A 21,687-nucleotide genomic window follows, 5' to 3' on the forward strand; every position below is an offset into this window, starting at 1 on the left:
CTCAAAAAGTTCGATCTTCTTCTTAGCCATTCCCTCACCACCTTTATCGATCATCTTCGGTTAAAAAGATTGTACTCTTTATCGATTTTCGTGTCCAAGTGATTAAGGGGGCTTAAAAGAATTCTATGGATTTATCTTCGATTTTTCGAAAATATCTTCGATTTTGCAAATTTATCTTCGATTTTCCGAATTTATCTTCGATTAGACAAATTTCGACGAAAAATCCACTTTCAAAAAACTCTGCTACCTAAGAATGCGCTACAACACAAAGTCCAAGCATGTGGAAAAATCACAATAAAAGTCTTCATTCTCGAAAGTTAGCATAATACAAGGATTTCTAGCTTAAAATCACTAGCCTCATTTACCACAACCATCCCAAGAGTTATCATCAAAAATTTGTTAGATATATATTTCACTAATTTAATTGTCTGTTATAATGAAAATCAGTTTACTTTCTAAAGGAGTTACATTTCATGAGAAGTATCATTAAATTTTTAAGCGTCATTACTTGTATCATCCTTTTTTATTATACGGTAGATTCTGCAGTGGAAGTTTTTGATACAAATTGGCAGTTACCAGAGGCATCAACTGAGGAGCTTACTGACAAGCGAATTATTTTGATTACTCAGGAATTAGATACACCTTTTTGGGATCAAGTAAGTGCTGGAGCGAAGCAACAAGCCGAGAAGGATGGAGCTAGGCTAGAGATTTGGGGAAGCTATGGCAATAATCAGGAAGATTTTCTGAAACAAATAGAAATAGCAATATATTCGCAAGTAGATGGAATTATTGTCCAGGGATTAGATACAGAGGAATTTAAGGAATTAACAAAAGTGAAAGCGTCTTCATATGGTGTGCCAGTTATTACGATAGCTAATGATGTATCAATGGCAGAAAGTCTTCGTAGGACATATGTAGGTTCTGATCAGGTATTAGCAGGTAAAATGATTGCAGAACAACTGGTAGAAGATATGGGGAAGTCCGGAAAAGTGGCTCTCATGCTTGATGAAAGACAGGAATATTACCAAACACAAAGGTTAGAAGGTATAAAAGAATATCTCTCCAATTATCAGGATATTGAACTGCTTGAAGCAGAAACAGAAGATACTAGAGAGCAAGTGATTGCCACAACGAAGGATTTATTAAACAGATCACCAGATGTAGATGCTTTCATCACGTTAAATGCTAAATTTGCTGATAATCTTGTAGAGGAAATTGATAGACGCTCCAACGCGGAAACGTATCATATTTATTCTTTTGATGATGATCCTACATCTCTATCATTATTGGAACAAGGAAAAATTGATGGCATGATTGAGCAGTCTCCTTCAAAGATGGGGATTCTTAGTGTGGAATTTATGATGAAGTGGTTAAACAAAGAGGTTTTACCACTAAATTTAGATGGTTATTTTACTGATATTCGAATGGTGAAACAGGTGGACTTGAAATGAACAGTATACAAAAGAAAATTTGGGGACTTGTGTTAATCGTCCTTTTGATAATGGCGACAACATGGGTTTCGCTCATATCCTATAACCAAAAAATGCTCGATCAGTATAACGGTATTCTGGAACGATATTTAGTATTGAACGAAATATCAAGAAAAAGTGAAGATACTGTAACTGCTTTGAATAACTTTTTATTACTTCCTTCTAATGATCATTTAAAAGCGGTTACTAAGAATAAAAAAGACATTCAAAGCATGAAGAGTGAAGTTGCTACTTTTAAAAATGTGGAGAATGAGTTGGCTTTAACTAATTATATTAACTTGATTGAGAGTTTAGTGGAGACAATTGATTCAGCGTTATCTTTCCATTCAGAGGCGGAAACTGAGTACTCGATGAAAGCTTTCAATGAAGCAACACATATCTCTAACTATATTTCGGAAATGGCACTGACGTTAATTGATCTTGAGCTACAAACATATGACTTGTTTTATCGAGGGATTATTAATCAGTCAGAAGAACTTAAGCAACTTGGTACATGGCTGTTATTATTGATTACGGTTGGTCTTTTACTTTTTACCTATTGGTTTTCACAACGAATTACGAAACCAGTGGAGAAGTTAACACTTGCGGCAAACGAGCTGTCTAAAGGAAGATTTGATTTAAAAGTGGAAGTGAATTCAAGTGATGAAATTGCCTTTTTAGCTAAGACGTTTGATCGTATGCGTTTAAATATTAACAAGTTAATTTCAGATATTCATCATAATGCACAGTTAGAAAATGAATTACAGCAGAATAGGCTACTACTTAAAGAAAGCCAGCTGCGAAATCTTCAAAGTCAAATTAATCCTCATTTTTTGTTTAACACGTTAAATACACTTTCTAAAAAAGCTTATATGGAAGGATCTGAAGAGACGAGTGATTTATTAGTTAGTGTCGCAGGTTTATTGCGATATAATTTGAAGCATTTGGATAAGCCTATGACACTTTATGATGAAGTTTACGTGATGCAACAATATATTGATATTCAAAAAACCAGATATACCGATAGACTTAATTTTCATATGGAAATCGATGAGTCCTGCCTTTCTATTAAAATTCCTGGTCTTACTTTGCAGCCACTTGTAGAGAATGCTGTTATTTATGCCGTTGAACCAAATGAAGAAGGAGGTACGATTTGGTTTCGAATCAAAGATGAAGGTGATTTAGTCACAATTGAAGTGGAAGATAATGGTCCTGGGATGACAGAAGAAAAAATCCAAGAAATATTAGAAGAAAAGGTAAATACAGCGAATGGACATTCATCTGGAATTGGCTTAAGTAATGTAATGAAGCGGCTTCGTCTTTTTAATGGTATGGAAGATGTGATGAAGATTGAAAGTACCATAGGAGTTAGTACGAAAGTAAGTATCAAGCTTTTGAAAGAAAGGAGAGGTGAGAAATGATTAAAATACTACTTGTAGACGATGAACAAATTGAACGAGATGGATTAGAAGCCATTCTAAAGAAGAATTTTAACGATATTACGATTCAACAAGCAAAAAATGGAAGAGTGGCGATTGAATTAGTATCAGAATTTCAACCTGATCTAGTATTTATGGACATACAAATGCCTGGTATAACTGGTATTGAGGCAATTGAAACAATCAAATCAGATTATCCTGACTTGAAATTTATTTTAGTGACTGCTTACGCCACTTTTGATTATGCAAAAGAAGCGATGAAGCTTGGTGTAGTTGATTATTTGGTCAAGCCTAGTCGTGTTAAGGAAATAGTTGATACAGTTGAGAAAGTACTTGAGCAAATTAAAGTTGAACAAAAAAGACTTGAGGTAAACAAACAGCAGCAATATACGCTGCAAAAAGCGATGTCTTTGTTTCAGACTGATGTTGTAACACAGTTGTTGTTTGATCATGTTCATGAAATACATTTAGAAGAATTATTAGAAATGGTAGACATCCAATCGACAGCGGAAAAGTTTGTGATTAGTGTCATTGTACCAAATGGCTTTGAAGCCTGCTATTCTGCGGTAAGAGAAAAAGTAAGTAAAACAGGAAGTGCTTGGGTTGGGGCCTTATATGGACGTCAGCTTCCTATTATTGTATTTCGAAAGAAAAATCAATCATTCCGTAATCAAGCAACGATGTTAGCTAGGGAGATTTTGTCATTAAATTCATCTAGTGAAGATAACAAATTATTTGTTGGAATCGGAACTGTATATAGCTCTTTAGATCAAATTAGGCAGTCGTATCAAGAGTCGTTAGTTGCAACTAGAGATACGTCAATTCCGAGGAGTTTTCAATTTTACGATGAATTACCTGCGCTTGTCTCTGGCTTTGATGAGGAAACAACGAAACAAAATGAACAGCAATATTTTGAATATATCCGTAATGGAGAATGGGATGAAATCTTCCACAGAATTACGACGATTATTGATCGTTTAGAGCAAGAAGGTACGATGTTAAAGCAAACCCAGCAAAAAGTGATGGAACTGTTTTGGATCGCCTCTCGTGTATTAAGTGAGATGGGAATTGAATCTGATGTACAGCTGTATTCCTTTAAATCAACTGATTACAGGCAGCTTCGCGCAGAAACTAGTCATTTGTTAGAAAGATTGAGAAAGTCACATGAAGAAAATCATGCAGCAATGGAAGCTGATATCATACAACATATAAAACAATATATTATTGATCATGCTCATAAAGATATCTCATTAGAAGCGATTGGTAGAGAAGTTGGTTTAAGCCCTATTTACATTAGTAAAATTTTCAAAGAACAACTAGGGATCAATTACATTCACTTTTTAACTGAATGCCGTATTGAAAAAGCAAAGAAATTGATGAGAGATCCGTCAAAAAGTTTGAAAGAAATAACATTTGAAGTAGGTTACCATGATCCAAATTACTTCAGCAAGGTATTTAAAAAGATCTGTCATTCTTCTCCAAAAGAGTACCGTAAAAAGTTGCTTTCTAAAGTTGAATAATACCTTTGTATAGGAGCGATTAAAATTAAACAGTTATTTTCCCTAAGAAATCCAGGAATGTTGGTACTTATATTATTTTTATTTCTTCTTGGGTGTGAAAAACAGGATAATAGAAACAATGACACGAATCCACAATCAAATACGGGAAGCTTTCAGCCGACAGAGGAACAAGTAGAAGATCAACCTATTAAAATTGGCTTTGCAATGGATACTTTAACTGAAGAGAGATGGCTGAAAGACAGAGACTTTTTTAAAAAATCAGTTGAAGATTTAGGTGCAGAGGTTGAGGTCATGGCTTCACATGGAGATGATGCTTTGCAAATATGGCAAGCAGAAACGATGATTAGCAAGGGTATTGATTTATTAGTCATTGTGCCACATAACGCAGAATCAACCGCAGCTATTGTGGAGAAAGCACATTCAGCAGGAATTAAGGTATTATCATACGATCGTCTTGTAAAAAATGCTGATGTTGATATGTATTTATCTTATGATAATGAACAGGTGGGTACACTTCAAGCGCAAGCCATTTTAGGTATTGTTCCAAAAGGTAAATACGTCTATATCGGTGGAGCTGAAACAGATAATAATGCACATATGGCGAAAAAAGGTGTATTTGACGTATTACAGCCATACATTGAAAAAGGAGATATTACTATTGTATTTGATCAGTGGACGAAAGATTGGGAGCCAGCAAATGCAAAAGATAATATAGAGCTTGCCTTAGATGCAAATAATAACAACATCGACGCGGTGATTGCAGCTAATGACGCGACAGCTGGTGCAGTAATTGAGGTACTTGAGAGCCGAGGGCTTGCCGGGAAAATTCCAGTGGCTGGTCAAGACGCAGATTTAGCAGCTATTCAGCGTATTGTTGATGGAACGCAAGCAATGACGATTTATAAGCCAATTAAAGAGCTAACTGATCTAGCTGCTGAGCTTGCCATCAAGCTAGCAAAGGACGAGGAAATTGGAGATGTTGTAAAAGTAAACAATGGTAAAATGGAAGTGCCTTCGATCCTTCTCTCACCAACTATTGTTAATCAAACAAATATAGATGACACAATTATTGCTGACGGTTTCCATACTAGAGAAGAAGTTTATGTGAAGAATAATAAATCTGATTAGCAAATTTAAAAATAGATCAATAGAATGGAGCTTCGAATAATGAATTCGAGCTCCATTTTTTATATGATTTTTAAAATTTGTAAATAGTTCTTTAGGAAAAATAGAATTAGAGGATAACCTACCTTCAAAACTCTGTTCGATTTAGTCTTGTTTCTGTTAAAAAAGCTTTGACCTGGTACTTTGTTCATTCACAATGTTAAAAAAGTACAGATGAATAATAAAATAGTACTATAAGTAAGCGCTCTTATTCCCTAATTTAGATGGTATATTCTATTTGTAAGCACTTACAACCAAATTAGAGGGGGAAAAATAGAATGAATAAAGGATTTAAATTACTTTCGGTCTTATTAGTAGGTATTTTATTAACATTTGTAACAGCTTGTAACAGTGGCAGCACTGGGGGAAGCGGAAGCAGTGAAGTAAGTGTTGGTATCGTATTACCAACTAAAGATGAGCCAAGATGGGTTCAAGATGAAGAAAGATTTAAAGCAGCTCTAGCAGACTCTGAATATACAACTGAAATTTTATTCAGCCAAGGTTCTTCTGCAAAAGAAAAAGAAAACGTTGAAACGTTAATTAGTAAAGGTATCGATGTATTAATTATCGCTCCACATGATGGTCCAGCAGCTGGTTCTGCTGTAGAAGCAGCTAAAAAAGAAGGAATTAAAGTTATTTCTTACGATCGTTTAATCACTGATACAGATGCAGTTGATTATTATGTGACATTTGACAGTGTTGCTGTAGGTGAAGCACAAGGTCAATATTTAGTTGATAATGTTGAAGGAACTGGTGTACCACTTTACTTATATGCTGGTGCTTCATCTGATAACAATGCATTCTTATTCTTCGAAGGTGCTTGGAAAGTTCTTCAACCAAAAATTGCTGATGGTACTTTTGTGATCGCTAACTCTAGTGAAGCAGAAGCGTTAAAAGATAAAGCAACTCTTACTCGTGATGAGTTAGGTAAAGTATTAGGTCAGGTTACAACGAACTGGGATCCAAACGAAGCTAAAAATAAAGCACAAACAAACTTAACTGCAGCTGGTGCTGATTTAAAAGGTGACATTGCAATTTTAGCTCCAAATGATGGTACTGCTCGTTCAATCGCTGACGTATTTGCTTCTGACAGTGCAGTTTCAAGCTATACAATAACTGGTCAAGATGCTGAAAAAGCTTCTATTCAATATGTAATTGATGGTAAACAATCGATGACAGTATTCAAGGATGTTCGTACACTTGTTGAAGATGCAATGGGTATGGCTGTTACAATCCTTGATGGAAATACTCCAGAAACAACTGGAACTTATGACAACGGTAGTGTTGATGTTAATGCTAAACAAACAGACGTTATTGTTGTTAACAAAGATAACGTGAAAGCTGAATTAATCGATTCTGGTTACTATGATGCAAGTGAATTCACAGGACTAGAGTAATAGAAAAATAGAAGTTCAAGGAATGAGTGTTAGACTTTCTGTCTAACACTCATTCCTAAATTTTAAGTTGTCTTGTTAAGGAGGCAAAAAGATGAGCGATTATATATTAGAAATGAATGGAATATCAAAAGAATTTACAGGTGTGAAGGCGCTCTCTAATGTCAATTTTAAAGTTGAAAGAGGAGAAATCCACTTCTTAGTAGGAGAAAATGGTGCTGGAAAATCTACACTTATGAAAGTACTTAGTGGTGTGTATCCGTATGGAAACTACTCAGGTGATATTGTTTTTAATAATGAAGTTCAACAATTTAACAAAATAAGCGATAGTGTTGATGTAGGGATAGCGATTATTTATCAAGAGCTTGCGTTGTTCCCTGATTTAACTGTTTATGAAAATATTTTTGTAGGTAATGAGATTCAAAAGGGTGGTATTTTAGATTGGAATAAAGCCATCGTAGAAGCGAAGAAAATGCTAACAAAAGTAGGCTTGAAAGTTAATCCTGAAACATTCATTAAAGATCTAGGTGTAGGAAAACAGCAATTAGTCGAAATTGCTAAAGCGCTAAGTAAAGAAGTTAAATTACTGATCTTAGATGAGCCAACAGCTGCGCTAAATGAAGATGATAGTGAGAACCTGCTACAACTACTACTTGAATTAAAAAAGCAAGGAATCACATCAATTATGATTTCTCACAAATTAAAAGAAGTAACCGCTATTGCAGATAAAGCAACAGTATTGCGTGACGGTGAAACAATTTGTACATTAGATGGCTCAAAAGGAGAAATTACCGAAGAGTCGATTATCAAAAACATGGTTGGCCGTGAAATTGAAGATATTTATCCTAAACGTCCTAAGAAAGATTTTGGTGCCAATGTCCTTGAGTTATCTAACTGGACAGCTTATGATCCACTACTTGGCCGTAATGTAGTAAATAATGTGAACCTTGAAGTGAAGCAAGGAGAAATCGTAGGTATAGCTGGATTAATGGGTTCAGGGCGTACCGAACTTGCATTAAGTATCTTTGGTAATGCGGCTAAATATAAGATTCAAGGAGATTTACTATTAGAAGGACAATCAGGTAAGTTTAAACATCCGAGTGAAGCAATCAAAGCAGGAATTGCTTATGTGACAGAAGATAGAAAAGGTGACGGATTGTTTTTGCAACAAGATATTAAAAGCAACATTTCAATTGGTAATTTAAAGAATATCTCACCTAATGGATTTGTTAACGAAAACGAAGAAATTGTCATTGCCCAAGGCTATAGAGAATCATTAGGAATTAAGACACCATCACTACAGCAGCTTGTTGGTAATTTAAGTGGTGGTAATCAGCAAAAGGTTTCTTTAGGGAAATGGTTGTTTGTTGGACCAAAATTATTGATTTTAGATGAACCAACACGTGGAATTGATGTTGGTGCTAAATTTGAAATTTATACAGTTATGAATGAACTGATTAATAAAGGTATGAGTATTATTATGATTTCATCAGAGCTTGGTGAAGTTCTTGGAATGAGCGATCGTGTGTATGTAATGGCTGAAGGCGAAATCAAAGGTGAATTATCATCAGAACAAGCCAGTCAGGAAAAGATCATGGAACTTGCGACGCAATAGGAGGTAGTAAGATGAAATATATTAACGAGTTAAAAGGATTATTAAAACATAATATACGTGATTATGGTATGTATATAGCACTTATTGTTATTATGATTACTTTTCAAATACTTACTAATGGACTTTTCATGTCTTCGCGAAATATTAGTAATTTACTAGATTCAGCAGGTTATATCGCTGTTCTAGCTGTCGGCGTTATGCTGGTTATCGTCATTCGCCATATTGATTTATCAATCGGGTTTTTGGCAGGTTTTCTTGGAGCAGTAGCGGCAATTTTGTTAATGCAGTTTAATATGCCTGTATTTATTGTTATCCCAATCATTCTTATTCTTGGGATTTGTGCTGGATCTGCTACAGGTTTTCTAGTAGCTAAAGTTGGAATTCCAGCGTTCGTAGCTACCCTGGCTGGTTGGTTAATTTATCGTGGTGCCATTTTATTAGCAACAGAAAAAACAGGTACAATTATCGTTGATAATGATGCGTTTAATGCTATTGGTAACGGATATATTCCTTCAATTGCTGAAGTTGGTGGGTTTCATTTACTTACCCTGCTTGTTGGATTAATTGGTATTTTATTTTATATTATTAGCTCAATAAAAAATCGCAAAAATAAGATTAAATATGAATTTGATGTTGTGTCAAAACCTATTTTTGTTCTACAGCTACTTTTTGTATCGGGTATTATGGGCTATATCACTTGGTTATTGGCTGGTTACAACGGTTTCTCTTGGACTGTTATGATAATTTTACTTGTTGTTCTTGTTTATCACTTTATTACAACAAAGACAGTAATTGGTCGCCATATTTATTCAGTAGGTAGTAATCCAGAAGCGGCACATCTTACTGGTATAAACGTAAGTAAAATTACTTTCTTAGTATTCGGTTCAATGGGGATGCTTTCTGCATTATCTGGTATTTTATTCACTGCCCGTTTACAATCAGCTACAACAACTGCTGGTACATTATTTGAGCTTGATGCGATTGCTGCAGCATTCGTTGGTGGGGTTTCTGCTGCAGGTGGTGTTGGTAAAGTAACAGGAGCTGTTATTGGTGCGATTGTAATGGCGACTTTAACAAATGGAATGAACTTATTAGGTGTAGGAATTGCTCCTCAATATATGATTCGTGGAGGAGTACTTGCACTAGCAGTAATTTTTGATGTTATGACACGTAAGCAAAGAGCTTAATAATTCGGTGGGGAATGACCCCTTGTCCAGAGGGCAAGGGGTCATTTCTATATCTATAGAAATGAGGATATAGGATGAAAAGGAAGCTTTTTAAAAAAATGAAGTTGAAGTCAATTAGAACAAAGATACTACTTGGATTTTCAATCGTCATTTTGTTAACGATTGCTTTTGGAGCTTATAATTTTATTGCTTCTAAATCTATTAACTCAGATGCAAAGAATATCATAAATCAGCAAATTCCTTTATTAATAGCTGATGAAACATTAGGACAAAACATGGCAGAACGAATCGGATTTGCTAGGGGATATGTGTTAACAGGAAAACAAGAATATATAGACCAGTTTAATACGTATTCAGAAAAAAGCAGAAAAGTAGAAGAAGCAGCTTTAAAGATAAGTGATTCCGAAGATTTTAAACATCTAGTCGCTTCAGGCGTAGAATGGGAAAAGCTTGTTAAAGATGAAGTTTTTGCTGTTTATAAAAGTGGAGACGAGGAGCTAGCAAGTGCAAATCTAGAGGGCTCTGTTCGATTAGCTGCAAATGAAATAATGAACGGTTATAGATATCTTATTAACAATCGAGAAAAAAAGATTGAAGGAGCAGGAAACAATTTACTTATTAATAATGAATCAAACATTACCATGGGTTTAACGGTTAGTATTGTTGTTGCTGTTATAGGATTTGTCATCGCTATGTATATGTCCTCACTCATTTCAAAACCTATTGCAATTGTTACAAAGAGAATGGGGTTGCTTGCTGATGGGGATATAAGCCAGCAACCGATCATAACTAAATCTTCTGATGAAATTGGTCGATTATTTGAAGCAACCAACCAAATGAGTGAAAACATCAGGGGATTGCTAGGAGAAATTAGTACAGTCTCAGAATCAGTATCAGCTCAAAGTGAAGAATTGTCTCAATCTGCAAGTGAAGTAAAAGAGGGAAGTAGTCAGGTTGCCATAACGATTCAAGAGCTATCTTCAGATTCAGAAACACAAGCAAATTCAACAAATGAATTAGCAGCTTCGATGAAGGTTTTTTCCAATAAAGTATACGAAGCGAATAAAAGCGGTAAAGAAGTCTATCGATCTTCTCAGCATGTAATTGAATTAACCGAAAGAGGAAGGAATTTAATGTTTTCTTCTGTCCAACAGATGTCCGCCATTCATACAATTGTTGAAGATGCAGTAGAAAAGGTAAAAACGTTAGAAAAGCAATCAGCAGAAATTTCTCAACTTGTCGGAGTGATTCAATCCATTGCTGACCAAACAAACCTACTAGCGTTGAATGCTGCCATTGAAGCAGCTAGAGCTGGAGAACATGGAAAGGGCTTTGCGGTCGTTGCTGATGAAGTGAGAAAACTAGCTGCACAAGTATCCTTCTCTGTAACGGATATTACTTCTATTGTAGGGAGTATACAAGCTGACTCTACTCTTGTGACAGAGTCACTACAATCTGGTTATGTGGAAGTTGAAAATGGAACAAATCAAATCAAAACAACTGGAGAAACATTCGAGAAAATAAATCAAGCCTTATTAGACATGACAAAAGGTGTGGAACTGATTTCAGGAAATTTAAGCACGATTGAGAATAATAGTGATGAAATTAATAAATCCATTGAAGAAATTGCAGAAGTTTCAGAAACATCTGCAGCAGGAATTGAAGAAACTGCTGCCTCAGTGCAACAAACAAGCAGCTCTATGGAGCAAGTTGCCGCAAGTTCCGAACGATTGGCAAAGTCAGCTGAATCCTTACAAAAACAAGTGGCACGATTTAAAATTTGATGGTGGATAAGTAAAAGAGTGATGTCTACTATAGGAATCTTTCCAGTTGCTATTATTCATTTTCTATTTCAAAAGGGGCATTTGCTTTTGGAGAAATGGATTTGAATCACGGTATATTGAACGATTCGTAATAAGAAGTGAATGGGAGGCGCTGTGGTGCGCCTCCTACTCAATTAATTAGGCTCTTTTATGAAAGATTGTTGCTAATTGACTTTATACAGTGCTGTATTCTTCATATCACAAAAATCAACAGAATTTACGAAAACAGCAGCCATTAATTATATAATGAACTTTTTTTTCTTGAAAAGAAGGCAAATATGGAACCGGAAATAAGGAATACAAAACCAAGGATTAATGAATGATAATCTGTAGTTGCCGTATTCGGAAGGACATTACCTTTAGATTCTCCTCCATTTGTATTTTCATTGGTGTTACCTTGATTAGAATGATCGTTGCTACCATTTTCTCCAGAAGTTCCTGTATTCTTATCAACCGGTGTTTGACTATTATCATCACCAGGTGAACCATTGTTATCATCATCCCCTGGATCGTTGGTATCTCCGTCATCCGGTGAATCATTGTTATCATCATTCCCAGGTTCATTTGTGTTATCACCATCATCTGGTGTATCACTGTTATCATCTTCTCCAGGTGGGTTTACAGTAGTTCCAACAACCGTGTCTCCATCTTTTTTAATTATATATTCTACTTTTTCGCCACTCCAAAAGTGGAATGTAAGTTGTACTGAACGATTTTCCTCAATTTCTTTGAAGAATCGATCTTTTCCAAAAGGAAATGTTATTGCATTATCCTCATAACTAGGAGCAAACGCATATCCAAATTCTTTATAACTTGTCCAGTTTTGTGGTCCAGCTACACTTTTATCATCTACATATATGGCTTCCATTGTTTTTAGTGAATTTCCATTAAATTGCATCGGAATGGAAAAATCGCTTATCGCCCCTGATGAGTCAGACACAATAGGAGTATCATGATTATATATGGTGAAATACCAATTTGCTCCTTCATTGAATGTTGTAGTTAATACCGATGTTTCCCCTAATTTATCTGAAGAGAATTGGGAAAGCAAGCTTGCTTTTAGGGTGAGCTTGTCACCTTCTAAAACATAGTCTTCTCCGGCAACTAAAGTTCTATCACCATTCTTTAGAGATACGAATTGGTTTCCATTTAAGTTGAATGTTCTTGTAACGTCTGTTATTTCTTGACCTTGTTTCATGAAGATAAAGTCAGTGTCAGCTGTTGAAGAACGACCTTCCCAGCTTGCTTTCATCATGTCATATAATTGTGGATCATTCCATTCTAGAGTTGATCTGTTAAAATGCTGTCCATTATCCCAAAGCATATGGATGATTCCTTTTTGTTCAGCATAGGAAATCATATACTCGAAAAATTTTAATTTTTCACCTTGTTGGATTGTACCAGTATTTTGATCAAAGCCTAATAAGCCAAACTCTCCAACAACGACAGGAATTCCATTCGAAGTAAACTTGTCATAAATTCGATTGAAATTTTCATTAATATGATTTATTGTTTGTTCATCAAAAGTAGAAGTTCCAGCAATGTTCACACTAAAAGGCCAATACCCATAATAATGAACAGTTGAGATAATATATGGATCTTCTTTCTCTATAATCCAATTATATAGGTTATCCACATGTACCTGATTTTCGAAATTAGTATAATAACTAGGTATAACAAGTGCACGAGTTTCGTTTGTTCCACCCGAATTTCTCACAATTTCGTAAAAGGAATCATTAAGTTCATTCAAAAATTGTTGACCTTGAACGTCTCCGCCGTCTCCCCAAAATTGTGGTTCATTTAAACTTTCAAACATTAAATTTGATGGATAATCTTTAAAGTGTGTAGATAGTTGCATCCAAATTGAATTGAATTTTAACAAGGTGGTTTCATGATCTGAAGGCATGCCATTAGCAACCCAGCTCCATGAATCATGATGAATGTTAATCATGACTTTTAAGTCTGCTTCGAGTGACAAATTAACCACTTTGTCCACTCTACTTAGAAACTCAGGATTAATCGTATAGTCTGGGGCGTCTCCTAATCTAGTATCAAATGTAATTGGAATTCGGATACTATTAAAACCTTGATTCTTAATTTTTGTGATAAGTTCTTTTGTCACCTCAGGGTTTCCCCATGCAGTTTCATCAAGCACAACCTTATTCGTATCAAAACCATCAAACGTATTTCCTAAGTTCCAACCAGGCTGCATATCATTAGCGTATTGAACAATGTCATAAGTTGGGGTTTCTGTTGAGGTTATGACATTTTCTGCTTCTTCAGCAAAACCAATCGTAGGGATGGTTAGCCCTATTAACAAAAGAACGGGTAATAATAACTTTAAGTATCTCAATTAACTCGCCTCCAATTTTAGTAGACTAAGGGATAAAAATACAGGTACTCACCTCTTTCCATCTTTTAATAGAATTATTGTAAACGTTTACAATAAAATGTTAGCAAAACACCTTAAGTGTTAATACATGGAAAATTAGATGTATTTTCATAGAATTATTTGATTATTAAAATAATGTTTTTGAATATGGAGATTTTTAGGAGTTAACAAAGAGCTGATAAAGGACATAAGCGAGAGGAAACCTCGATCAAAAGTCCGTCATAGAGATGAAAAAGGACATAATCCAGAGGAAAGTCCGATCAAAAGTCCGTCATAAAGCTGATGAGGGACATAAGCCATAGGAAAGTTCGATCAAAAGTCGGTCATAGAGGAGATGAGGGACATATTCGAAAGGAAAGTCCGATCAAAAGTCCGTCATAGAGGTGATGAGGGACATAAGCGAGAGGAAACCTCGATCAAAAGTCCGTCATAAAGCTGATGAGGGACATAATCCAGAGGAAACCTTGATCAAAAGTCCGTCATAGAGGTGATGAGGGACATAAACGAGATAAAAGCAGGATCAAAAGTCCGTCATAGAGGTGATGAAGGACATTAGCGAGAGGAAAGTCTGATCAAAAGTCCGTCATAGAGGTGATGAAGGACATTAGCGAGAGGAAACCTCGATCAAAAGTCCGTCATAAAGCTGATGAGGGACATAATCCAGAGGAAACCTTGATCAAAAGTCCGTCATAGAGGTGATGAGGGACATAAACGACTTAAAAGCAGGATCAAAAGTCCGTCATAGAGGTGATGAAGGACATAAGCGAGAGGAAACCTCGATCAAAAGTCCGTCATAGAGGTGATGAAGGACATTAGCGAGAGGAAAGTCCGATCAAAAGTCTGTCATAGAGGTGATGAAGGACATAAACGAGATAAAAGCAGGATCAAAAGTCCGTCATAGAGGTGATGAAGGACATAAACGAGATAAAAGCAGGATCAAAAGTCCGCATAGGTTGGCGTGCAAAAGTGGAATAATGGTCGATAAAATGCATTTGATGGTCAGGAAAAGGCTGGTTGGCGCGCAAAAAAGACATTCATGAAATAATAACCTCTCATGAATGTCTAAAAATAAGAAAAAAGATAGTCTATTTGTTCATGCGCGTTATTGTCGTAAATATTTTATGGTAGCCATAATAACTAAGGATTGCGACAAAGACACCAGTAAAGAGTAGAAGCAAAAATGGCAAGTATGTGAAACTTATATAAATAATAAAAATACATAAAATGATGATTCCAAAGGAAAATACAGGGTTTGTAATACTGATAATGAGTACGTTCTTTAAGCTCTGAGATAGTTTAGATTCTGTATGAACAGTATCAGAAAAAAAGTATAGTGTATAGAGAAGTAAAAGAGCTAATATGAACAAAAATAAAAAATTTAAAAAAGGTGAAGTATTCTTAAAGTAAAGATAGTCAACACTTCCTATTAGCCATAGAAATGAGATAAAGAGTCCTCCTGAAAAGCTTCGTTTATAATTTTCTTTGTAAAATTTCCAATAGGAACGAATAATTTTTATATCTTCTTTCATGAACCATTTCCTAACAACTCCAAATAAAGCTGTCGTAGCCGGAAATAACAAAACCGGAGATAAGACAATAATTGAGATTAGTAACAATATCATCTGACTAAAATCTTCAACAAGAACTAGAAGTAAACTCAAATACGCAATTGGTAAAATAAAGACTAGCCATGTGAGGTTTAGTGTGGCTAAATTAATAATCCATTCAAAAACGGGTTGTAATCTACCGAGAAAATTATTCAATTGCTTCAACTCCTCTATCGCTTCTGCTTTCAAAAAGGCTCTTTTCTAAAGGATTATAGATAATTTACCTCATTTTTTGTTAGTAGCAATGTTTTTATCATATATAAGGTACTATTCTATGAAGAAAAGATGCCACTAGACTTTATACAGTGCTGTTTTCTTCTTATGACTAAAAGCAACAAAGTTTAAAAAGAGATTAAAAGTGTTGGTCATCATAAAAAACTATTTTCATAATAATTCCAATAAAATAGAGCTATTATTTCATAATAAAGTAGAAACATTACAGGTGTCAAAGTTATTTACAGTCTATTAATTATCTCTAAATTAGAATGGATTATTTCTATAATAATTAGGGTGTTTAAGGGGAAGGGAAGAATGATAAAGTTAAGAGAGCGTTTACATTGAAGTTTTTGTAATCGCTTCCTAAATTGGTATTAAATAATGAATACATAGCGAGGATGAGAATTATATGGAAAAAATAGCGGATAAAAAGAGTTACAAATTTCCTTTTCAAAATCCCAACCTACCTTTAGAAACAAGAGTTAATGATCTTACCTCAAGATTTACATTAGAAGAAAAGGTTCATTTAATGTGTCAATATCAGCCGGCTATTGAACGTTTGGAAATAAATGCTCATAAACAAGGTACTGAAGCTGCTCATGGCATGGCTTGGTTAGGTAAAGCAACAACTTTTCCGCAGACAATCGGATTAGCTTGCACCTGGAATCAGGAATTAATGAAAGAAATTGGAGATGTCATAAGTACTGAGGCTAGAGCTTTTTATAAGAAAAATCCAGAGATAAATGGATTAACTTTATGGGCTCCTACAGTTGATATGGAAAGAGATCCGCGGTGGGGAAGAACGGAAGAAGCTTATGGCGAGGATCCCTATTTAACAGGAAAGCTAACTTCCTCTCTTGTAAAAGGTATACAGGGTGACCATCCGTTTTTCTTCAAAGCGGTTGCCACATTAAAGCACTTCTTAGCAAACAATAATGAAATTGATCGTGGAAGCTGTTCAGCGAGTATTGATCCGAGAAATATGCATGAATATTATTTGAAAGCTTTTGAACTGCCTTTTAAAGAAGGTGGTGCCAACTCTATGATGACAGCTTATAATTCGATCAATGGTACGCCAGCTATTCTTCACCCTTATGTAAAGGAAATTGTTAAAGAGCAATGGGGAATGAATGGATTTGTTGTAAGTGATGCAGCAGATTTATTAGGAGTTGTGCGTGATCATGGGTATTATGAGCACCATTATCAATCTGTGGCTGATGCCATTAAAAACGGAATTGACAGCATGACAGATGATTTTGATGAAACAACCAAGGCAATTTTTGAAGCGTTAGAAAAGAATTTAATAAAAGAAAATGATTTAGACCGTGCATTACGAAATACATTCAGGGTTCGCTTTCGTTTAGGAGAATTTGATCCAATTGAGAATAACCCATACTCAGCTATACCTGAATCAATGATTTGTGACCAGAAACACGCTGAGGTTTCATCTCAAGCAGCTAAGGAATCGATTGTACTATTAAAAAATGAAAACAATATATTGCCTTTAAATAAGGAAAAGTTAAACAAAGTATCAGTCATAGGACCGTTAGGAAACATTGTCTATCGAGATTGGTATTCAGGGGATTTCCCATATTCTATTACACCTTATGATGGTATAAAAAATAAGCTAGAAGGTAAACAGGTAACATTCCATAGTGGAAATGATAAGGTTATTTTAAAGAAAGCTAGTAAATTTATTGGCTTAGGAATGGATGAAAATAATCTCCTACTAGCAAATAAACAGAAGAAAGAAGATGCAGCAAGGTTTGAGCTTTCTGATTGGGGATGGGGTAGCTATACAGCTCGTTCACTAGATAATGGTAAGTACGTAACAAGTGCAGATGATAAAAACATAGCGGCTTCTGCTGATGAAATATATGGATGGTTTGTAAAAGAAGTTCTTCACTTACAACCAGAAAGCCAAAACGAATTTAAACTTTCTACTTGGAATAATCAAGCAGTTGTTGAAGACGAAGATGGAAAACTGAAGATATCTGAAGACACAGATGTTACAAATTCTGTTTTACTAGAAAAAGAAATAATAGAAAATGGAATGGAAGAAGCCATTAAAGCGGCAAAAGAATCTGATGTGAGCATTGTTTTTGTTGGAAATAATCCTGTAGTTAATGGCAAGGAAGAAATGGATCGCCCGGATATTTCATTAGCTGAAGCTCAGGAACAACTCATTAAAGAAGTTTATAAAGTGAATCCTAATACAATTGTTGTTGTTATTGGAAGCTATCCATTTGCGATTAATTGGGTAGATGAACATATTCCAGCCATTCTCTATACCTCTCATGGGGGTCAAGAGTTAGGAAATGCGATAAGTGATGTTTTATTTGGAGACTATAATCCTGCGGGTCGTTTAAATATGACATGGTATCGCTCTGTAGATCAGTTACCTAGTATATTAGATTACGATATTATTAAAGGCAAACGAACGTATATGTATTTTGATGGTGATGAATTATACCCATTTGGTCATGGGAAATCTTATGCCAATTTTGAATATAGCGATTGTAGACTTAGTGAAAATGAAATGAATGAACATGGTGAGGTAACGGTAACAGTAAAGCTGAAAAACAATAGCACATATGCAGGTGATGAGGTTGTTCAGCTATACTTCCGTTCATTACAGTCTCGATTCAAAAGACCTCTTAAACAACTAATTGGCTTTAAACGAATCTTTATTGAAGCAGGAGAAACAAAAGAAGTAGAACTGAACGTAAAAGCAAGTGATTTAGCAGTTTGGGATGTTACTAGAGATAAGTATTGTGTTGAAACAGGAGAATATGAGTTGATGATAGGTCAATCATCAGCGGATATCATGTTACAAGAAACACTTAAGGTTAATGGTGAGATTATTCCTCCACGTAATTTGTATATCAATACAAAAGCAGAAAACTATGATGATTATCAGGATGTAGTGATCAACGAATGCAAAGAAGGTGGGCATTCTGTTCAAACAAAAGACGGATCCTGGATGATGTACAGCGATGTAGATTTTAGTAAAGGCATACAATCTATTGAAGCTCGTGTATCAAATAACTCAGAACAAACGAAGATTGATATCCATCTTGAACATCCTCAAGGAGAGAAAATCGGTGAAATTGTTGTTAATAATACGGGAGACAAACAAAATTGGCATACAGTAACAGGAGCTGTTCAACTAAAAGAATCTATTGAACATACTAAGGTTTATTTTGTTTGTAAGGGTGAAGTTTTAGTAAGTTACTTCCGTTTCATTGCGTAGTCAAAGTAAGGGTGTTTTCTATTAACATGAAAAGGTCAGGCTGGCAGTTGGTGCTAACTGACCTTTTTTTAGAAAAGCTATTATCGTAAACTATGTTGTTTTTAGGAACTGAAGGAAACAACACTATATTAATCTAGTGGCATCTTTTCTTCTAGAATCGTTCTTTTTATGAGAAAAAAACTCAATTAGTAACAATCTTTCAGAAAAGAGCCTTTGGAAAAATGGGGTGAAATGATGACGAATGCTAATAATAAGGATTTGAAATTATGGTATAAAGTTCCTGCAGCAAAGTGGGAGGAAGCACTGCCTTTAGGAAATGGTCGATTAGGAGCAATGGTGTTTGGAGATGCAAAGGTTGAAAAAATTCAATTGAATGAAGATACGTTGTGGTCGGGGGAACCCGGTCAAAAAATCAATAAAGATGCTAAACATACTTTGGAAAAAGCAAGAGAGCTTATTTTTAAAGGGAAAAATGTTGAAGCTGAACAGCTAATAGAAAAGAAGATGGTTGGAGAAGATTGTGAAGCTTATCAGCCTTTAGGTGATGTCATTATTGAACATATAAACGAAGGCGATGTGGAATATTTACGGCGTGAACTTGATTTGCAAACAGCTGTTGCACAAACGGAATATAAGATAAGTGATGTTACGTATAGAAGAGAAACCTTTGTTAGTCACCCCGATCAGGTTTTAGTAGTAAGGGTAAAGGCCTTTGGTCAAGAATCTTCTCCAATTCGTTTAAGAATACACCTGAATTCATTACATCCTCATGTGATTAACGAAGGGAAAGATAAGTCTCTTATTTTGAGTGGGAAAAGTCCAATTTCCGTAAAAAATCCTGGTGAAATTTTATATGACGATCATCGAGGTTTAAAATTTCAAGTTCATATACAAGGGCAGTCGGAAAAGGGTGAAGTATCTATTACAGATGGGGCTCTTGAGATATCCGGTGAAAATGAAGTGATGTTACTACTAACAGCGAAAACGAATTTTATAACCTTTCATGAGGTGCCAAAATCGGATTTATCATCTATTGAAACTCAATGCCAGAATATCCTTTTCAACGCCAAAATTAAGGGATATGAAAAATTAAAGAATGTCCATATACAAGATTACCAAAGTTTGTTTAATCGAGTCTCTCTCTCATTAGACACGGAGCACCACTATGAAAAACTTCCTACAAATGAAAGGCTAGAAATCTATAAAAACAGACAAGACGATTTATCTCTTGAAGCATTGTATTTTCAATATGGTCGTTATTTATTAATTTCCTCATCAAGACCAGGCACTCAGGCAGCAAATCTTCAAGGAATTTGGAATCCGTTTATTCAGCCTCCATGGAATAGTGATTATACAACGAATATAAATACGGAAATGAATTATTGGATAGCAGAAGTTTGTAACTTAACAGAATGCCACGATCCTCTTTTTGATTTAATAGAAGATTTGAACATTACGGGTAAAAGTACTGCCAAAGAATTATATGGTGCGAGAGGCTTTGCCGTTCACCATAATGTTGATTTATGGAGGATGTCTACACCATCTTCGGGTCAAGCTTCTTGGGCTTTTTGGCCAATGGCAGGAGTATGGCTGGCAAGTCATTTATGGGAGCATTATCTGTTCACACTTGATCATGCATTCTTAGAAGAAAAAGCGTATCCATTAATGAAAGATGCTGCACAATTTTGCTTGGATTGGTTAATAGAAGGACCTGATGGATATCTAGTCACAAACCCTTCCACATCACCGGAAAATAAATTTCTCACCGATGATGGTCAACCAACAGCTGTATCTTATGCTTCCACAATGGATATGACGTTAATTAGAGAGCTATTTCAAAACTGCATACAGAGTTGCAAACTATTAACGATTGAAGATGACTTTCTTGAAGAACTGTCAGGTGCTATAGAACGGTTAGTCCCCTTCATAATAAACAAAGATGGACGATTGCAAGAATGGATAGAAAATTTCCCAGAGCATGAACCTGGTCATCGACATGTATCACATTTATATGGACTTTACCCAGGCAATCAAATTAATAGTAATCAAACACCAAACTTAGTTGAAGCTGCAAGAAATTCCTTAACATACCGCTTACAACATGGTGGAGGACACACAGGGTGGAGCTGTGCTTGGCTCATCAATTTATTTGCTCGCCTTTATGATGAACATAATGCACATTTCTATTTGCAAACGCTATTAGCACGATCTACTCATCCTAATTTATTTGATGATCATCCACCATTCCAAATTGATGGTAATTTTGGTGGGACATCTGGAATGGCTGAAATGTTGGTTCAAAGCCATTTAGGTGAAATTAAATTACTACCTGCATTACCAGCTGCTTGGAAAAATGGCAAGGTAAGGGGATTAAAAGCAAGAGGAGGATTTGAAGTAACTATTGAATGGGCTGATGGAGAACTAAAAATAGCAGAAATCATGTCTACTAAACAAAATAATGTAAGGGTTTCCTATAAAAATAAAGTAATAAAGATTGAATCGAAAGAAGGGACCTTTGTTACGACCAATCAAGTAAAAATAGAAAGTCATTCAAAAATAAAAGTTTCATTAGTTGAAGAATAAATTAACGTGAATAGGAGGAAATAGG

The 21,687-nt window shown here is 35.3% G+C and carries 12 protein-coding genes; 10 read left to right on the forward strand and 2 right to left on the reverse strand.

The window, feature by feature from the left end:
• The first annotated feature begins 473 nt into the window (after positions 1–473).
• The 8 genes from LC076_RS08680 to LC076_RS08715 all read left to right on the forward strand — a co-directional run bounded on the left by LC076_RS08680 (position 474) and on the right by LC076_RS08715 (position 11,572).
• Positions 474–1,451: a sugar ABC transporter substrate-binding protein gene (locus LC076_RS08680; RefSeq protein ID WP_226667741.1), complete on the forward strand. Its 978-nt coding sequence runs from the start codon at positions 474–476 to the stop codon at positions 1,449–1,451.
• Entirely contained in the window at positions 1,448–2,890 is a 1,443-nt protein-coding gene (locus LC076_RS08685; RefSeq protein ID WP_226667743.1) for a sensor histidine kinase, read from the forward strand. The genes LC076_RS08680 and LC076_RS08685 overlap by 4 nt, the downstream gene beginning before the upstream one ends.
• Entirely contained in the window at positions 2,887–4,428 is a 1,542-nt protein-coding gene (locus tag LC076_RS08690) for a response regulator (protein ID WP_226667744.1), read from the forward strand. Before LC076_RS08685 ends, LC076_RS08690 begins: the two co-directional genes overlap by 4 nt.
• A gap of 57 nt (positions 4,429–4,485) precedes the next feature.
• Positions 4,486–5,556 carry a sugar ABC transporter substrate-binding protein gene (locus tag LC076_RS08695; protein ID WP_226667746.1) on the forward strand — a complete coding sequence of 357 codons (1,071 nt, stop codon included), beginning with the start codon at positions 4,486–4,488 and terminating at the stop codon, positions 5,554–5,556.
• 314 nt (positions 5,557–5,870) lie between these two features.
• Positions 5,871–6,989 carry a sugar ABC transporter substrate-binding protein gene (locus LC076_RS08700; protein WP_226667748.1) on the forward strand — a complete coding sequence of 373 codons (1,119 nt, stop codon included), beginning with the start codon at positions 5,871–5,873 and terminating at the stop codon, positions 6,987–6,989.
• Positions 6,990–7,080: 91 nt separating this feature from the next.
• Positions 7,081–8,601: a sugar ABC transporter ATP-binding protein gene (locus LC076_RS08705; RefSeq protein WP_226667749.1), complete on the forward strand. Its 1,521-nt coding sequence runs from the start codon at positions 7,081–7,083 to the stop codon at positions 8,599–8,601.
• Between the two features lie 11 nt (positions 8,602–8,612).
• Positions 8,613–9,788: a sugar ABC transporter permease gene (locus tag LC076_RS08710; RefSeq protein WP_226667751.1), complete on the forward strand. Its 1,176-nt coding sequence runs from the start codon at positions 8,613–8,615 to the stop codon at positions 9,786–9,788.
• A 74-nt stretch (positions 9,789–9,862) separates the two neighbouring features.
• The gene (locus tag LC076_RS08715; protein WP_226667752.1) at positions 9,863–11,572 is read left to right on the forward strand and encodes a methyl-accepting chemotaxis protein; all 1,710 of its coding nucleotides are present in this window, start codon (positions 9,863–9,865) and stop codon (positions 11,570–11,572) included.
• A gap of 274 nt (positions 11,573–11,846) precedes the next feature.
• On the opposite strand, the gene LC076_RS08720 is transcribed toward LC076_RS08715, so the two are convergent.
• Positions 11,847–13,964: a cellulase family glycosylhydrolase gene (locus tag LC076_RS08720; protein ID WP_226667754.1), complete on the reverse strand. Its 2,118-nt coding sequence runs from the start codon at positions 13,962–13,964 to the stop codon at positions 11,847–11,849.
• 1,124 nt (positions 13,965–15,088) lie between these two features.
• Positions 15,089–15,766: a YesL family protein gene (locus LC076_RS08725; RefSeq protein ID WP_226667756.1), complete on the reverse strand. Its 678-nt coding sequence runs from the start codon at positions 15,764–15,766 to the stop codon at positions 15,089–15,091.
• Positions 15,767–16,235: 469 nt separating this feature from the next.
• On the opposite strand from LC076_RS08725, the gene LC076_RS08730 reads away from it, so the two are divergent.
• The gene (locus tag LC076_RS08730; RefSeq protein WP_226667758.1) at positions 16,236–19,079 is read left to right on the forward strand and encodes a glycoside hydrolase family 3 protein; all 2,844 of its coding nucleotides are present in this window, start codon (positions 16,236–16,238) and stop codon (positions 19,077–19,079) included.
• A gap of 234 nt (positions 19,080–19,313) precedes the next feature.
• Positions 19,314–21,662: a glycosyl hydrolase family 95 catalytic domain-containing protein gene (locus tag LC076_RS08735; RefSeq protein ID WP_226667759.1), complete on the forward strand. Its 2,349-nt coding sequence runs from the start codon at positions 19,314–19,316 to the stop codon at positions 21,660–21,662.
• Positions 21,663–21,687 lie beyond the last annotated feature (25 nt).

The organism is Metabacillus litoralis, assembly GCF_020524045.1.
GTDB lineage: Bacteria > Bacillota > Bacilli > Bacillales > Bacillaceae > Metabacillus > Metabacillus litoralis_C.

What these genes read in the sequence shown, in the direction of transcription:
- LC076_RS08680 (WP_226667741.1), top strand. Translation starts at nt 474, where the DNA reads ATGAGAAGTATCATTAAATTTTTAAGCGTCATTACTTGTATCATCCTT.
- LC076_RS08685 (WP_226667743.1), top strand. Translation starts at nt 1,448, where the DNA reads ATGAACAGTATACAAAAGAAAATTTGGGGACTTGTGTTAATCGTCCTT.
- LC076_RS08690 (WP_226667744.1), top strand. Translation starts at nt 2,887, where the DNA reads ATGATTAAAATACTACTTGTAGACGATGAACAAATTGAACGAGATGGA.
- LC076_RS08695 (WP_226667746.1), top strand. Translation starts at nt 4,486, where the DNA reads ATGTTGGTACTTATATTATTTTTATTTCTTCTTGGGTGTGAAAAACAG.
- LC076_RS08700 (WP_226667748.1), top strand. Translation starts at nt 5,871, where the DNA reads ATGAATAAAGGATTTAAATTACTTTCGGTCTTATTAGTAGGTATTTTA.
- LC076_RS08705 (WP_226667749.1), top strand. Translation starts at nt 7,081, where the DNA reads ATGAGCGATTATATATTAGAAATGAATGGAATATCAAAAGAATTTACA.
- LC076_RS08710 (WP_226667751.1), top strand. Translation starts at nt 8,613, where the DNA reads ATGAAATATATTAACGAGTTAAAAGGATTATTAAAACATAATATACGT.
- LC076_RS08715 (WP_226667752.1), top strand. Translation starts at nt 9,863, where the DNA reads ATGAAAAGGAAGCTTTTTAAAAAAATGAAGTTGAAGTCAATTAGAACA.
- LC076_RS08730 (WP_226667758.1), top strand. Translation starts at nt 16,236, where the DNA reads ATGGAAAAAATAGCGGATAAAAAGAGTTACAAATTTCCTTTTCAAAAT.
- LC076_RS08735 (WP_226667759.1), top strand. Translation starts at nt 19,314, where the DNA reads ATGACGAATGCTAATAATAAGGATTTGAAATTATGGTATAAAGTTCCT.